Raw genomic sequence first — 14660 nt, 5'->3', positions numbered from 1 at the left:
AGCTAGGTTGCAAAGTTCTAGCAGGGATTATACTTAGCCCCACCTTGCCGGGGGCGGTATTGCACCTCGGGAGTTTATCGCGCCAGCCCTAGAACTCATTGCGCCAGCCTTAGAACGGCGGCTGCTCGTCCAGCCCTAACACGTGCAGCAATTTCGAGGCTGGCCAGATGGCAATATCTTGGCCTTTTTCGTTGAGTTCTTCGGCACGTTTTTCCTTGGAGGTCTTTTTCGCCCATTCACCGACTACCAGCACGGTGGTTTTCTTGGTGACGTTTTTGCCTACCTGGCCGCCGCGTTCTGCGATATCGGACCACAACCGGCCTTTATCAAAGGGCTCGAACTCGCCAGTGAGTGTGACGTGCTGGCCAAATAGTGGGTGGTCGGAATCGGCATCGTCGTTGGCTTCCGGCACCGTATCTGGGGTGGCCACGGCCTGCCATGGGGCGGGTTGGCCCCCGCCGGAGTTGCCAGCTTTCTTTCCCGATTTTTTGCTTGCCGACGCCGCCTGGTCCTCGTTTTCGCTGCTTGTCGGAGCATCGGTGCGTGCGGTTTTTTCGGCACCGCCGCCGGCGAGTTCGCTGAGATCGGTACGCAACACCGGGCGGTGGGTGCCGTTGGAAATGTGGCCCAGCGCAAAATTTATGCCGGAAAACAGCTCGGAAACGCTGCCACGGTGGTGTTCGCGCAGGGCCAGTTGCACCAATACTTCGCCAGTCAGCCGTGCTGCTGTGGCCGGATCCGTTTCCTGGGTCGTGGACTGGGAGCGAGCCTGAGATTGAGGCTCGGCCCCGGATGAGCCTGCATCGCCTGTGCTGCCAGTGACCCCGAGTGCCTGGGCTACGGTGGCCAGATCGTGGTTGCGAACAGCAATGACTGCCCGCGTGCTGGCCTCGCGGGCGAGCGCGAGCGTGCAGCCGTAGGTGAATTCCGGGGCGCTGCTACCGGCGTCCACGAGTGCTCGGTGTAACAATGCAGCGTGTGCGAATCCATTGTGTGCGATGAGCGGACTGGAGCCGTCGGCAAGCGAGCCTGTGGACTGTAGATACTCGGCGAATTCTGCGGCGGTGAAAGACTTCGACTCGCCAGCTTGGCCATCGGTGTATTCGATGGCGTGAACCTGCGCTGTGGTGCCAGCACCGGAGGCGTCATTACCGGTAGCAACCGCGAAGGCCACGAAATTCAGGCCCGCTACTGCGCCTTCCGCCGGGGCATTGCCTTGTTGTGCGTCGCGGACATCGGCGATAAATGACTGCAATGCTTTGCGGCCGTTGTCACCAGGGGAAAAGATGATCTCTTCGCCGGCGCCACCCAGCCGCACGCTGCCACAATTGAGAGCGGTGGGTTCGGTTGCGGATAAGCCGGTGATCTCGGAAATTGCGATGGTTGATACCGTGCGTGACTGCGAACCACGGTATAAAGCCGCGGACAACTCGCTGCGCATCACCGTGATTTCCTCGTTCGATACCGTCAGCGTGGCGTTATGGGCTTGAGTCACGACTTAAGTTCCTTCCTGATCATGTAACCGGGCGTGCAACCCGGCTAATAACACGGTAATGCCGCGTTCGACGTCGTCGGTGCCGGGGAGGTTTGTGCTTCGTGCGGTCCCGGGGCGTGTGGGCTTAGTGGCCGGTTGGGTGGCTTCCAGAAATTGCTGTGCTGATTGCTCCATGATGCTCGCGCCAAACACCAAGTGCAATGCAGAAGAAGTGGTAGCAGCAATATCCGCGGTGGTGTGGGCTTTGCCTGGGGCGAGTCCTGCCAGGTTTAGTTCGTGGGTGATCGTGGCAGACAAGCTATCGTGCAATTGCGACCATAATGGCGAGTTGGGTTGAGCCGCTGCCGCATGTACGAGTTCGGCACCGTCGCGGTGGGCTAACAGCGTGGCGTGCAAGGTGGTGCAGAATTCTTGCGGGCTGGGCGGTTGTTGAGCAGGCTCAGATTCTGCGGTGATAGCAAGCCCGTCGGCAAGTGCAAAGACGGGGGTGATGATTTTGTGGGCTACTGCTGTAATTAATTCTTGTTTGTTTGCGATATGCCAATATAGAGCCCCCGCGGCAACCCCTAGGGAGCTTGCTACCCGCCGCATTGTCATATCAGCCAGCCCATAGGCGTCGAGAAGCTCTAGGGCCTGGTCGATGATGGTTTCGCGGTATAGCTGCACAACTGCATAGTTTACGGTAAATAACCCGAGCAAACTTTCGCGGGCTCATGCTGTAGAAAACGCTTATGTGCGCTGGCTGGAATGTGTGCGAAAAAGTTCAGTGCGCACACCATTTTTCGCTCACAGCATATTTCGAGGGAGTTCTCATGTTTACCGTACGCTCAGGCTGTTAGCATTACGTGACGTTACACCTGAGAATCCAATTTTTGCCGAATGGCGTGTTATTCCCGAGTATGCAAGGAGCATTCATGTCTCTGTCCCTGACGCCCAAAAAAGCCATTGTGGCTGTCGCTGCGCTGGCCCCACTGATTGTGGCGGGGTGCTCGTCGGCCGACGAGGAGACCGCTGCGAAAAATACTTCGACGGTTACCAGCACCTCTGAGACCGCTACTGAAACCCCCACAGAGGACCCAGAGCACAAAGACGACAAAGACAAAGAGGAAAAAGATAAGGGCAAAGATCAGCCTGCCGAAAATCAGCCGAAGCCACAGGATCAAGCCGCAAATGGTGGCACCCGTGATCACGGTGGACACAACGGCCAGCCGGTGAACCCCTTTGCAGGCGGAAACCCCCAAGGCATGAACGTCGCGCCTGTGGAGGGTGGTCAGCCTGCCGACGAGCAGACGGTTGCCGAGATTCGCCGTTTGCTCGACGGACAATTCGAGCAGACCAATCCGATGGACTTTTTCACCTATATGCCGAAAAACAGCTGCAGCGCCGTCCTGAATGAGATTGATGGCGGAGCCGATGCTTTCAAGGAAGAAAACGTAGATCCGGCAACTCGTGCGGCAATGGACAACCTTTTCCAGATTGCCCCAGTCAACGCGCATATCGAATCGGTTACTGATGTCCAGCGCAATGGCGACCGTGCCTCCGCATCGGTGACTATTCGCAACCAGCAGGGACCAGATACCGCTCTGTATCGCTTTCAGCACGAAGGCGGACAGTGGAAGTTCTGTAAGTAATTTATGCAGCAGAAGATTCCGCGATGGCTCGGTGATCGTGCTGGCCTGATCGGGCTGGGGCTGATTGTCTATTCCCTCGGCGGTGCGCTGTGGGGGCTTGTGCGCCCAACGTTTTCGGCGGAAGTGGTCAGTGCTGAGCGGCTGATTCCGGATTATTCGGATTCCAGCCACTTCATCGCTTTTGCTTCTTTCGTGATTGCCGCCATCGTGCTGTCTGTGGCGTTGGCGATTTTTGCCTATCTCATGCAAGGTTCACGAAAATTCGTGGATCTGTTGTGGGTTGGGGTGGTCGCCCTGGCCGGAGCGGTGTCGTTTTTGGCGGTTGGCGATGTCGTGGGCATGAGTGTGCACGGTATTGGTTCGGCTGATCAGCTGGCTCCGGGGACGACTATCACCACGGTGGCCGCGGCCAAACCTGGTATTTCGGGTTACCTGGTGGCTCCGTTCGTGGCTATGCTGGTGTATTGGTCGTTACAGGTTCTTAGCCCTGCGGCGGAAACCACAGGACCCACAGAACCCACAGAACCTACAGACGATAACGGTCAGAAGGCTCAGCAGATCCAAAAGACCCATAAGGTTGAAAACACCCACAAGACGCCTAGCCAGCATTAAGGAGCCACCACGGTGTTAAGCACGATCGACCTGCGAGGCCAGGTGCCCACCACCAGCCAGTTGCGGCGCAGTCTGCCGCGCGGCGGAACGGATATCACCTCGGTCTTGCCGACGGTTGCCCCGATTATTGATGCAGTGAAATCGGGTGGGGCCAACGCTGCCTTGGAATTTGGTGAGCGTTTTGATCGCGTGCGTCCGCGTTCGGTGCGTGTGCCCGCGGAGATCATGGACCGCGCTGTCGGTGGGCTGGACCCGGATGTGCGCGCCGCGATTGACGAGGCGATTGCCCGCACACGCCGGGTGCACCGGGAACAAAAACCGTCCAGCCACACCACCACTCTTGCCGACGGCGCGCGGGTGACCGAAGTTTTCCGCCCCGTTGAACGCGTGGGATTGTATGTTCCGGGTGGCCAGGCGGTGTATCCGTCATCGGTGATTATGAATGCGGTGCCGGCGCAAGAAGCCGGTGCGCAATCACTGGTGGTGGCAAGCCCACCGCAGGAAGATTGTGGCGGTTGGCCACACCCGACGATTTTGGCTGTTTGCCAGTTGCTCGGGGTTGATGAAGTCTGGGCTGTCGGCGGCGCGCAGGCTGTTGCGCTGCTCGCGTACGGCTCTGATGTTGCTGATGATGCGGATACCGCAGGTGCTGCTGGCGCTGTTAGTGGCGATGCTGCTGGCTCGGCGTGTGAGCCGGTCGACATGATCACCGGCCCGGGCAATATTTATGTCGCTGCCGCCAAGCGCTTGGTGCAGGGCGTGGTCGGGATCGATTCGGAGGCAGGCCCAACCGAGATCGCGATTATTGCTGATCACACCGCGAACCCAACGTGGGTGGCTTATGACCTGATTTCGCAGGCCGAACACGATGAGATGGCCGCTAGCGTGCTGATTACCACCGACGAAGAATTCGCAGAACGCGTCAACGATGAGATCACGCAGCGCTATGGTGTCACCGCCAACCGCACGCGCGTCGAACAAGCTCTGCGCGGGCAGCAATCCGGCATTGTGCTGGTCGATGACATCGAGCAAGCCATTCGCGTGGCCGATGCTTATGCGGCAGAGCACCTGGAAGTACACACGGACAATGCGCGCGAGGTGGCTGAACGCGTGCGCCATGCCGGTGCCATTTTCGTCGGGGAGTACTCTCCCGTGCCGTTGGGTGATTATGTCGCCGGTTCCAACCACGTACTGCCCACCGGGGGCACGGCACGGTTTTCGTCTGGCTTGTCGACGCACACGTTCCTGCGCCCAGTCAACCTGATTGATTATGACCAGGAAGGTTTGCGCGCGGTCGCGGAACACGTCATTGCGTTTTCGCAGGCGGAGCAGTTGCCTGCGCACGGTGAGGCGATCCGGGCGCGGTTTGCTGAGAATCCAGAAAACACGGATACCAGCAGTGCAGAGGCTTCGGAGGGTTAAGCGATGGTCGATATTTCGCACTTGCCGTTGCGCGAAGAACTCCGCGGCCAGCGTGCCTATGGCGCACCACAGCTGGACGTTCCGGTTGCGTTAAACACCAACGAAAATCCGTACCCGCCATCACCGGCGCTGGTGGAATCGCTGTTGGCGGAAATCCAGCGGCTGTCTACCCGGTTGAACCGATACCCGGACCGTGACGCTGTGCAGCTGCGCGCGGATTTGGCAGATTACGTCACCCGGCGCACTGGGGTAGAGGTCACCGGCGAGAACGTCTGGGCAGCCAATGGTTCCAATGAGATCCTGCAGCAATTATTGCAGGCATTTGGTGGTCCGGGCCGCAGCGTGCTGGGCTTCCAGCCGTCGTATTCCATGCATCCGATTTTGGCGGCCGGTACGCATACAGAATTTCTCAACGTCCCGCGGCGCGCAGATTTTACCGTCGACATCGACGCCGCGTTGGCTGCCATCGCTGAGCATCAGCCGTCGGTGCTGTTTATTACGACGCCGAATAACCCGACTGGCACGCCGACCGGATTGAACGAGATCGAGCAGTTGTGCCGCGCCATGCATGCGGTCGATGGCATCGTGATTGTTGATGAGGCCTACGCGGAGTTTTCCGGAAGCCCGTCGGCGACCACGCTGATTGCGAAATACCCTGCTACGCTGGTGGTCTCGCGCACGATGTCGAAGGCTTTCGATTTTGCCGGCGTGCGGCTGGGCTATTTTGTCGCTGATCCCGCCTTCGTGGAGGCTGTGCAGTTGGTGCGCTTGCCCTATCACCTGTCGGTGCTGACACAAGCGGCCGCACGTGCGGCGCTGCGCCACGCTGATGAGACGCTGGCCGACGTCGACAAGCTGATTGCAGGTCGCCATCAAGTGGTCGCCGAGCTGGAAAAACTGGGTTATACAGTAATGCCGAGCGAGTCGAATTTCGTGTTTTTTGGCGATTTTGCTGATCAACACGATATCTGGCAGCAGTTCTTGGATCGAGGTGTGCTCATCCGCGATGTGGGCGTTTCCGGGTATCTGCGGGCGACGATTGGTACACCAGAAGAAAATGAGGCCTTTGTGCAGGCAGCACGGGAGGTGCAGCGATGAGCGTGCGCAGTGGGAGCCACCAGCGGAGCACGAGCGAATCCGATATTTCGGTAGAGATCAACCTGGACGGTCCAGCCGCGGCCGATATTTCGACCGGGTTGCCGTTTTTTGATCACATGCTTACCGCTTTTGCTGTGCACGGTGGTTTTGGGCTGCAGGTCGCAGCGCGTGGGGATATTGAGGTTGATGCTCACCACACCGTGGAAGATACCGCGATTGTGTTAGGCGAGGCTTTCGCGAAAGCCTTGGGGAACAAGGCTGGAATTACCCGGTTTGGGCAGCAGCAGTTACCCATGGATGAGGCGTTGGTTGAGGCCGTGGTGGATATTTCCGGTCGCCCCTATTGCGTCTTTACCGGCGAGCCAGAGCACATGGTGCACCAGATTATTGGTGGGCACTATGCGACGGTGATGAATGAGCATTTCTTTGATACCTTCGCCAAGCACGCGGGGTTGACCCTGCACGTGCGCTGCCACTATGGCCGCGACCCGCACCACATCACCGAAGCGGAATTCAAGGCGGTTGCTAGGGCTTTGCGCACCGCGGTACTTGTTGATCCGAAACAAGCCGGACATATTCCGTCGACGAAGGGTGCGCTGTAATGGCAAATCTTTCGGTACTGGTCACGTTTTTGGTCGCGGGAATGCTTGCTGGCGGTGCGGTCAGTGCGTATCGGGCGGGCTCGAAGGTATGGACGATCATCGCTGCGGTAGCCGCCGTGCTGGTTGCGGTGCTGGCTGTGTGGATGATGACGATGCAGATGCCGTAGCAGTGTTGACTAGGTAGTCCGCCCGCCCGATGGCTTTACTAAGCCTGGCGTTCGTGTAATTTTAAGCACGCACGGAAGTACCAGTGAGGAGGCGATGGCGGCAATGAGTCAACAGCATGGTGGTGAAAACAACAACCAGTCTGCGGAACAATCTCCAGAACAGTCTGCTGACGTGCAACCCGCACGGGTAGTGCAGTCGCCGGCGGCTTCCATTTGGAAAGTACCCGGTTTTACCTCCACGATGGTGGCCATCGCCGCCGCATTCGGTGCTTTTTCCTTGTTACTTCCTGTACTGCCGTTGGCGGTGCTCGATTCTGGTGGTTCTGCCACCTTGGCCGGTGGCGCCACGGGTTCTTTTATGGCCGCGACGGTCGCCATTCAGATTTTTACCCCGCAGTTGGTGCGCAAATTTGGCTATAACCCCGTGATGATGGCGTCTGCCTTCATGCTCGGCGTTCCGGCAATAGGCCATCTGCTAGGCATGGAACCCTGGGTTGTGCTGCTGTTTTCCGCGTTGCGCGGTACTGGGTTCGGTGCACTTACGGTGGCACAGTCCGCGTTGATCGCAGAGCTCGTCCCCATCCGCCTGTTGGGCAAAGCCACTGGCATCCTGGGTGTTTTCGTTGGTGGCGCACAGATGGTGTTTATGCCCCTCGGTTTGATGATGGGGGATGCCTGGGGTTATCACACCGTGTTCTACCTGGCAGCCACGACGGCGCTGATTGCGGTAGCGATGATTATCCGCTTACCGAAGCTTTTCCCAGCCACCGCGGATGAGGAAAGTTCCGGTGTAGTCCAGGTTTCGATGTGGAAATTGGTCCTCGTGCCTGCGCTGGCGATGACCAGTATTTCTATGAGCTACGGCGTGGTTTCAGCCTTCTTGCCGGCCTCGGTGCGTGAGGCCGACCCAGAAACCGGTGCCGTGTTGGCTGGTTTCATGCTCTCGCTTATTGGCGCGATGACATTTATCTTCCGCCTGGTCTCCGGCACCGTGGCAGACCGCACGGGCAAACCGGGCATGTTGATGATCCCCATGCAGTTCCTGGGGTTGTTCAGCATGCTGTTGATGGCTACGGCCACTTTTGCCGGTTGGTCCATCTGGTGGTTGGTTCTATCAGCGCTGTTGTTTGGTGCTGCTTTCGGTGGCATGCAAAACGAAGCCTTGTTGTCTATGTTTGACCGGCTGCCACGGCACAAATTCTCTGAGGCCTCGGCGGTCTGGAATATTTTTTATGATGCAGGCACCGGCCTGGGTTCGCTAGCCCTGGGCGCTTTGGTCGCCGGATATGGTTACGGGGGAACCTACCTTGCGGCCGCCGGGATCGTCTTCATGCTAATTATCTTGACCTGCATGGATGCGTATATCGGGAAGCATCGCACCACCGATTATCACCATATCCGTGGCCGTCTGCGCCAGGTGCCGGGTGCGCGCACCGCAGGCCGGGCGTGGCGGGTCTCGCGCCGTAGTGCTTCCCGTTTGCGGTTTGGTAAGAAGCCATAGCCTAGACTGTCAGGCATGAGCCCGACTGTCGCCCTGCTTGATTATGGTTCCGGAAATATCCGCAGTGCCTACCGTGCCCTTGAACACGTCGGTGCGGACGTAGAAATTACTCGTGACCCGAACACCTGCCTGAATGCTGATGGTCTGCTTGTGCCTGGTGTGGGCGCGTTCGCGGCCTGTATGCGTGGGTTGCGTGAGGTGCACGGCCCCCGCATTATTGGCCAGCGCTTGGCTGGTGAACGCCCGGTGCTGGGCATTTGCGTCGGCATGCAAATTTTGTTTGAGCATGGCGTGGAACACGACGAAGCCGCGGATGGTTGCGGTGAATGGCCGGGTACCGTCGAGCGCTTGCAGGCGCGGGTGTTGCCGCACATGGGGTGGAATACCGTGCAACAACCGGATTCGCCCATGTTTGCGGAGCTTGCCGACGACGAGCGGTTCTATTTCGTGCACTCGTATGGGGTGCGTACTTGGGAACTCGACAGCACGGATTTCGCGGCCCCGCCGAAAGTAGCCTGGTCGGTGCATGATGGCGATCGTTTTGTGGCTGCCGTCGACAACGGTGCGCTGTGGGCGACGCAATTCCACCCGGAAAAATCCGGTGCGGCTGGTTCGCAATTGCTGCGAAACTGGATTAACACGCTGTAGCGTGCCGCGTGTGGGACATAAAAACAAGAAAGAATCTGTCATGAGTTTTAGTCTTTTGCCTGCCGTCGATGTCGTGGATGGCAAGGCTGTGCGCTTGGATCAAGGTGCTGCCGGAACAGAGAAATCTTACGGTGATCCCATCGCTGCTGCGCGCCGGTGGCAAGATCAGGGCGCGGAATGGATCCATTGTGTGGATTTGGATGCGGCATTTGGGCGTGGTTCCAACCATGAGTTGTTGGCAGAGATTGTCGCAGAAGTCGGCGTCAACATTGAGTTGACTGGTGGTATTCGTGACGACGCCTCCCTGGAACGCGCACTAGCTACTGGTGCACGCCGGGTGAATATCGGTACTGCCGCGTTGGAAAAGCCAGAATGGATTGCCCAGGTGCTTGCTTCGCATGCCGACGTGGTGGCTGTGGATCTTGCGGTGTTGCGCGACGGTGACGGTGAATGGCGTACCCGGGGGCGTGGCTGGGAAACCGATGGTGGCGATCTCTGGGAAGTGCTCGAGCGGTTGGATGCTGCGGGCTGCCAGCGTTTTGTGGTGACCGATGTGTCGAAGGATGGCACGCTGTCGGGGCCGAATATAGAGCTTTTGCGAGATGTCAGCGCCGCTACAGAAGCCAAAATTACCGCGTCGGGCGGGATTTCGAGTCTGGATGATGTGGCCGCCGTCGCAAAGCATGCCGATGAAGGAATTGATTCGGTGATCATCGGCAAAGCCCTGTATGAGGACCGCTTTAGCTTGTCCGAGGCGCTGGAGTTGGTGGATGGACTAGTAAGCAAGGCCACACGCGGCTAGGATCGGTGTGTAATGGATGCATCCGAGAGCACAGCACGAGAGGCACATGCGCACGGCTTGTCGACGCAACAGTCGCTGCAGTATTTGGCCCAGTTGGACACAGTCCTTGGGAAAGCCGAGGAGATGTTTCGTGCTGGCTTCGGCACCGCGCCTGCGCGTCGGAAATCCGGCGGATCGCCGGTGACGACCGTCGATTTCAGCATTGAGGAATATTTGCGGGAAACGTTGCACGGCATTGCCGGTGCCACGGTGTGCGGTGAGGAACACGGTGGTGAGATTGGTGAGGAACCCGCCTGGGTGATTGACCCAATTGATGGCACTGCCAATTTCGCGGCGGGTAATCCGATGTGCGCGATCAATGTGGCTCTGGTGGCCAATTACCGTCCTGTCGTCGGTATGATCGCGCTTCCACTGTTGCATAAACGCATCAGCGCTGTGGCTGGCGGGGGAGTGCTGCGCAATGGCGAGCATTTTTCCCGTCACCGGCCGCATGGGCACATCGGCGCTTCGAATGTGGGATCGGCTGCCGTGGATCAGGTATCTGCGCATCGCCGTGCGCAAATGTTGGAAGATATTGTCTCGCAGGGGCTTTCGACCCGCATTACCGGTTCTGTGGGGTTGGACCTCGCGTTTGCCGCCGAAGGTGTTTTTGATGGCATCATGAATTTCTCGCCGTTTCCGTGGGACAACGCCGCTGGTGCGCTGCTGAACTCCGAGGCCGGGTTGGTGGTCACTGACCTGGAAGGCAGGCCGTGGACGACGCGGTCGCATGGCATTATCGCCGGAAGCGCGGATATTCACCACCGTCTGCACCGTTTGGTGCGCGAGAATTAGATAAGAAAGGCATTGTCATGAGCCTGGCAACACGGGTGATTCCGTGCTTGGATGTCAACGACGGCCGCGTGGTCAAAGGAGTCAACTTCGCAGGACTCCGCGATGCTGGCGACCCAGTGGAACTAGCGCGCCGGTATGAAGCCGAAGGCGCCGACGAGCTGACGTTTTTGGATGTTTCTGCCTCCAAGCAAGGCCGCGGCACCATGCTGGAGGTGGTGCGTTCTACCGCCGAGCAGGTGTTTATCCCGCTTACTGTCGGCGGAGGTGTGCGCAGCGCGGATGATGTGAACGAATTGTTGCGCGCTGGTGCGGATAAAGTCTCGATCAATACCGCAGCGATTGCCCGTCCGGAGCTTTTACGGGAACTGTCACGCCGCTTTGGTTCCCAGTGCATCGTGCTTTCGGTAGATGCGCGCCGGGTACACCCTGCCACCGGCGAAGAAGGCCACACAGGCGGCACAGGTCACCTGGCCCCCGCAGATTATGCCCCGTCTGGGTTTGAGGTCACCACCCATGGTGGCTCGAAGTCCGCAGGCCTGGATGCTATTGCGTGGGTACGTACCGCCCAAGAACTCGGGGTTGGCGAAGTTTTGCTGAATTCCATGGACGGCGACGGCACCAAGGCAGGTTTTGATCTGGAGCTGATTACCGCGGTCCGGGAGCACACGAGCCTTCCGGTGATTGCTTCTGGCGGGGCCGGGGCAGCTGCGCATTTTCCACCCGCAATTGCAGCTGGTGCTGATGCGGTGCTGGCAGCGTCAATTTTCCACTTCGGAGAAGTAGCCATCGATGAGGTGAAAGCAACCATGCAGGATGCAGGATTGACGGTGCGGCGATGAGTACCACAGACAACCGCCAGACCGGCGGCGGAGCGAGCGATAATCCCGCCGATTACGAGTTGGACCCAGCCGTCGGCACGCGCCTGAAACTCAATGACGACGGCCTGCTGCCTGCCGTGGTGCAGGCTGCTGATACCGGGGAAGTGCTCATGCTCGCCTGGATGGATACCCACGCGCTAGCCTATACGCTGGCGACGCGGCGGGGCACGTATTATTCGCGCTCGCGCCAGGAATATTGGATCAAAGGCTTGACCTCCGGTAACACGCAGCACGTGGAATCGGTGGCGCTGGATTGTGACGGCGATACGGTGCTGCTGCGGGTCCGGCAACGCGGGGGAGCGTGCCACACGGGTGATCGCACGTGTTTCGATGCCGACGTTTTGCTAGCCTAAAATGATGTTTTCGCATCGCGTTTCTGCGCTGTTAATAGGCCTGGGTGCTGCCGGTGTGTGGGGTGCTTCCCGCATGGATTGGGTGGTGGCTGATACCGCCGATGACCTGGCAGGTGGCCGCTCGATTGCGATTAGTGGCGGGCAGTGGTCCATGGAGATCACCGCACTGGCCCTAGTCATGCTTGCTGGTTGTGTCGCTGGGTTGGCTTTGCGACGCCTGGGCCGCCGCGTGGTGGGGGTAATTTCTGCGCTGGCTGCGATTGGGGCAAGTTGGTCGGGGCTGAGCATGCTCGCTGGAACCCCGGATCCGGAGCATGCCCGTAATGTGCTGCGTGCGGCTGCCACGAATGAAACTGCGGTGAATGCGGAAGGCATCAGCGAATGGGCGACTGTGGTCGCGGTGGAACCGCAGATTGTGGGCCCCGTGCTGAGCTTGGTCGCTTGTGCTGTCGCGTTGTTTGCCTCGGTGTTGCTGGCGATGCGGCCCGGTACTGATCTTGTTGCGGCGAATAAGTATGAACGCAAGGCTGCGCGTGAGGACAAAATCGAGCGGGATTTGGCAGAAAGTCCGGATTCCGGCCGTGTGCTGTGGGATGCGCTGGATGCTGATATTGACCCCAGTGACAGCCCCAATCGGGGCCACAGCGACAACCCCAATCGGGGCTACAGCGACAGCCCCAACGAGAGCCCCAAAAATTAGGTGCACCTTGGTGATCTGAATAGTGATGTGGAATACTTAAAGAAACTGAGAAAGCATAGGCCCTAACGAAAAAAGAGAAGGGTGAGCAAGTGGTCACCACGGCACTGACAGCGAAGGATATCGTGGCAGGTATCCTCGCAGATGTCGCTGCCCGTGAAGCCCGCTTGCCTTTTCCCGACATCAAGGCGCTGTCGCGTGCGGTGCCCGCGCCGCGTCCGGTGGTGCCGTTGCTGTCCCAGCCCGGCTGTAGTGTGATCGCCGAAATTAAACGGGCGAAACCTGCCGCGCGCTATGACGATGCCTTCGGCACTTGTGCCACAGGCGCTGGCCATACGGATTCTCTGATCGATTTCGGTGCGGTGGATACGCTTGCCGACGTCGCCAGCCTGGCGCACGATTTTGAATCCGCAGGTGTGGCGGTGATTGCCTGCCAAACGGAGCGGTTGCGTTTCCGTGGTTCGTTGGAGGATATGGCTACCGCCCGTGCTGCTAGCTCCGCGCCGATGCTGTGCCGGGATATTATTGTTGATCCTTATCAGATCCACGAAGCGCGGTTTTTTGGTGCGGATATGGTTCCGCTGCAGGTGGAACTGCTGGAGCAGGCCCGGTTGGAAGCACTCGTGGATCGCATTGAAAGCCTTGGCATGACCGTGTTAGCTGAGGTGCGCAGCCCAGAACAAGCCTGCCGCGCGGTGTCTGCGGGGGTGAGTGTGGTGGGAATTAACGCTCGTGGGTTGGAATCGCGGACGTTGACTCCGGATCGTTTCGCTGCGATCGTGCCGCACCTGCCGGAGTCCGTGATCCGCATCGGTTTGGGCGGGGTGCTTGGTGCCCGCGAGATGTGGCGTTATGCCGGTTGGGGTGCTGATGCCGTGTTGGTTGGTGAGGCGTTAATGTCAGCACCGAATCCAGCTGCGACTGCCCGAGCTTTGGTGGCTGCGGGGCGGCACCCAGCCTGCCCGGTTGTGCGTGGCTAGGGTTATGGCAGAATCCTAAGGCATGGCTACAGATTTTTTGGCTAATATTCCCTCGCCACCGCAAGGCGTGTGGCAATTAGGCCCGCTCCCGCTGCGTGCGTATGCCTTGTGCATCATCGCTGGCATCATCGTCGCGCTGTATATCACCCAAGCCCGGTATGTCCGCGCCGGTGGTGATTCGAATGTGGTGTGGGATGCGGCAATTCTCGCGATTCCCGCTGGTGTGATCGGCGGGCGAGCGTATCACGTTCTTACGGATCATCATAAGTATTTTTGTGCCGACTGTGATCCGGTTGATGCGTTGCGCATTACCAATGGCGGTCTGGGTATTTGGGGTGCGATCGCTCTGGGTACCATTGCTGTGGCAGTGATGTTTAAAATCCGCGGCATCCGCCTGGCCGCTTTCGCCGATGCGGCTGCGCCTGCCATCGTGTTGGCACAAGGTATTGGGCGTTTGGGCAACTGGTTCAATCAGGAGCTCTATGGACGGCCTACCGATGTCCCGTGGGCGCTAGAAATTTATCGTCGTGTGGATGAAAACGGTGACTATGCGCCGATTGCTGGTAGCTCCACGGGGGAAATCATCACGACGGTGCACCCGACTTTCCTGTATGAGCTGCTGTGGAATCTCGCGGTTTTCGTGTTTTTGCTCTGGGCGCACAAGCGTTTCCGTTTAGGCGGCGGGCAGGTATTCGCGCTCTATGTTGCTGGCTATACGGCGGGTCGTTTCTGGATCGAGCTGATGCGTGCCGACGAAGCCACCTTGTTGTTTGATGCGGTGCGTGTTAACGCGGTGGTGTCTGTGGTGGCGTTCGTGTTGGCGATTGCCGCGTTTGTGGTTCTGGGCAAACGTTTCCGCAGGCAAGTCCAGGATGGTGTTGTGGACCCGGAGGCACCGGCTGCGTCGAAACCCCTGACTAGTGCTGCGGCAACCGGGTAA

The 14660-nt window shown here is 58.9% G+C and carries 17 protein-coding genes; 15 read left to right on the top strand and 2 right to left on the bottom strand.

Annotated elements, in window-relative coordinates; all coding sequences use genetic code 11:
* Positions 1-109: 109 nt before the first annotated feature.
* On the bottom strand, positions 110-1495 hold the full coding sequence (locus B142_RS0101810) for a hypothetical protein (RefSeq protein ID WP_018119833.1): 1386 nt from the start codon (positions 1493-1495) through the stop codon (positions 110-112).
* 3 nt (positions 1496-1498) lie between these two features.
* Complete coding sequence (locus B142_RS11540; protein ID WP_018119832.1) at positions 1499-2161, bottom strand: TetR/AcrR family transcriptional regulator; 663 nt, start codon at positions 2159-2161, stop codon at positions 1499-1501.
* A gap of 248 nt (positions 2162-2409) precedes the next feature.
* On the opposite strand from B142_RS11540, the gene B142_RS0101800 reads away from it, so the two are divergent.
* From B142_RS0101800 to lgt, 15 genes are all read left to right on the top strand, one after another.
* Positions 2410-3126, top strand: a complete 717-nt coding sequence (locus tag B142_RS0101800) for a hypothetical protein (RefSeq protein WP_018119831.1) — start codon at positions 2410-2412, stop codon at positions 3124-3126.
* A gap of 3 nt (positions 3127-3129) precedes the next feature.
* The gene (locus B142_RS11535; RefSeq protein ID WP_018119830.1) at positions 3130-3738 is read left to right on the top strand and encodes a hypothetical protein; all 609 of its coding nucleotides are present in this window, start codon (positions 3130-3132) and stop codon (positions 3736-3738) included.
* A 12-nt stretch (positions 3739-3750) separates the two neighbouring features.
* Positions 3751-5160: a histidinol dehydrogenase gene (hisD, locus tag B142_RS0101790; protein WP_018119829.1), complete on the top strand. Its 1410-nt coding sequence runs from the start codon at positions 3751-3753 to the stop codon at positions 5158-5160.
* A 3-nt stretch (positions 5161-5163) separates the two neighbouring features.
* A complete protein-coding gene (locus B142_RS0101785) occupies positions 5164-6258 on the top strand; it encodes a histidinol-phosphate transaminase (protein ID WP_018119828.1) in 1095 nt (364 codons plus the stop codon).
* Positions 6255-6860 carry an imidazoleglycerol-phosphate dehydratase HisB gene (gene hisB / locus B142_RS0101780; RefSeq protein WP_018119827.1) on the top strand — a complete coding sequence of 202 codons (606 nt, stop codon included), beginning with the start codon at positions 6255-6257 and terminating at the stop codon, positions 6858-6860. The genes B142_RS0101785 and hisB overlap by 4 nt, the downstream gene beginning before the upstream one ends.
* Entirely contained in the window at positions 6860-7027 is a 168-nt protein-coding gene (locus tag B142_RS13795) for a hypothetical protein (RefSeq protein ID WP_018119826.1), read from the top strand. The genes hisB and B142_RS13795 overlap by 1 nt, the downstream gene beginning before the upstream one ends.
* Positions 7028-7130: 103 nt before the next feature.
* Positions 7131-8528 carry an MFS transporter gene (locus B142_RS0101770; RefSeq protein ID WP_018119825.1) on the top strand — a complete coding sequence of 466 codons (1398 nt, stop codon included), beginning with the start codon at positions 7131-7133 and terminating at the stop codon, positions 8526-8528.
* A 15-nt stretch (positions 8529-8543) separates the two neighbouring features.
* A complete protein-coding gene (hisH, locus tag B142_RS0101765) occupies positions 8544-9176 on the top strand; it encodes an imidazole glycerol phosphate synthase subunit HisH (protein WP_018119824.1) in 633 nt (210 codons plus the stop codon).
* A 40-nt stretch (positions 9177-9216) separates the two neighbouring features.
* Positions 9217-9978 carry a bifunctional 1-(5-phosphoribosyl)-5-((5-phosphoribosylamino)methylideneamino)imidazole-4-carboxamide isomerase/phosphoribosylanthranilate isomerase PriA gene (priA, locus tag B142_RS0101760; RefSeq protein ID WP_018119823.1) on the top strand — a complete coding sequence of 254 codons (762 nt, stop codon included), beginning with the start codon at positions 9217-9219 and terminating at the stop codon, positions 9976-9978.
* Positions 9979-9990: 12 nt separating this feature from the next.
* The gene (locus tag B142_RS0101755) at positions 9991-10812 is read left to right on the top strand and encodes an inositol monophosphatase family protein (RefSeq protein WP_018119822.1); all 822 of its coding nucleotides are present in this window, start codon (positions 9991-9993) and stop codon (positions 10810-10812) included.
* 17 nt (positions 10813-10829) lie between these two features.
* Positions 10830-11651, top strand: a complete 822-nt coding sequence (gene hisF / locus B142_RS0101750) for an imidazole glycerol phosphate synthase subunit HisF (RefSeq protein ID WP_018119821.1) — start codon at positions 10830-10832, stop codon at positions 11649-11651.
* The gene (gene hisI / locus B142_RS0101745; protein WP_018119820.1) at positions 11648-12043 is read left to right on the top strand and encodes a phosphoribosyl-AMP cyclohydrolase; all 396 of its coding nucleotides are present in this window, start codon (positions 11648-11650) and stop codon (positions 12041-12043) included. The genes hisF and hisI overlap by 4 nt, the downstream gene beginning before the upstream one ends.
* A 1-nt stretch (position 12044) precedes the next feature.
* The gene (locus tag B142_RS0101740; protein ID WP_018119819.1) at positions 12045-12743 is read left to right on the top strand and encodes a TIGR02234 family membrane protein; all 699 of its coding nucleotides are present in this window, start codon (positions 12045-12047) and stop codon (positions 12741-12743) included.
* Positions 12744-12865: 122 nt separating this feature from the next.
* Positions 12866-13720, top strand: coding sequence for an indole-3-glycerol phosphate synthase TrpC (locus B142_RS0101735; protein WP_425265847.1), 855 nt, complete (start codon positions 12866-12868; stop codon positions 13718-13720).
* Between the two features lie 22 nt (positions 13721-13742).
* On the top strand, positions 13743-14660 hold the full coding sequence (gene lgt, locus B142_RS0101730) for a prolipoprotein diacylglyceryl transferase (RefSeq protein WP_018119817.1): 918 nt from the start codon (positions 13743-13745) through the stop codon (positions 14658-14660).

This window comes from Corynebacterium propinquum DSM 44285, assembly GCF_000375525.1.
Classification (GTDB): domain Bacteria; phylum Actinomycetota; class Actinomycetes; order Mycobacteriales; family Mycobacteriaceae; genus Corynebacterium; species Corynebacterium propinquum.
This window is presented reverse-complemented; position numbering and strand designations above follow the sequence as displayed.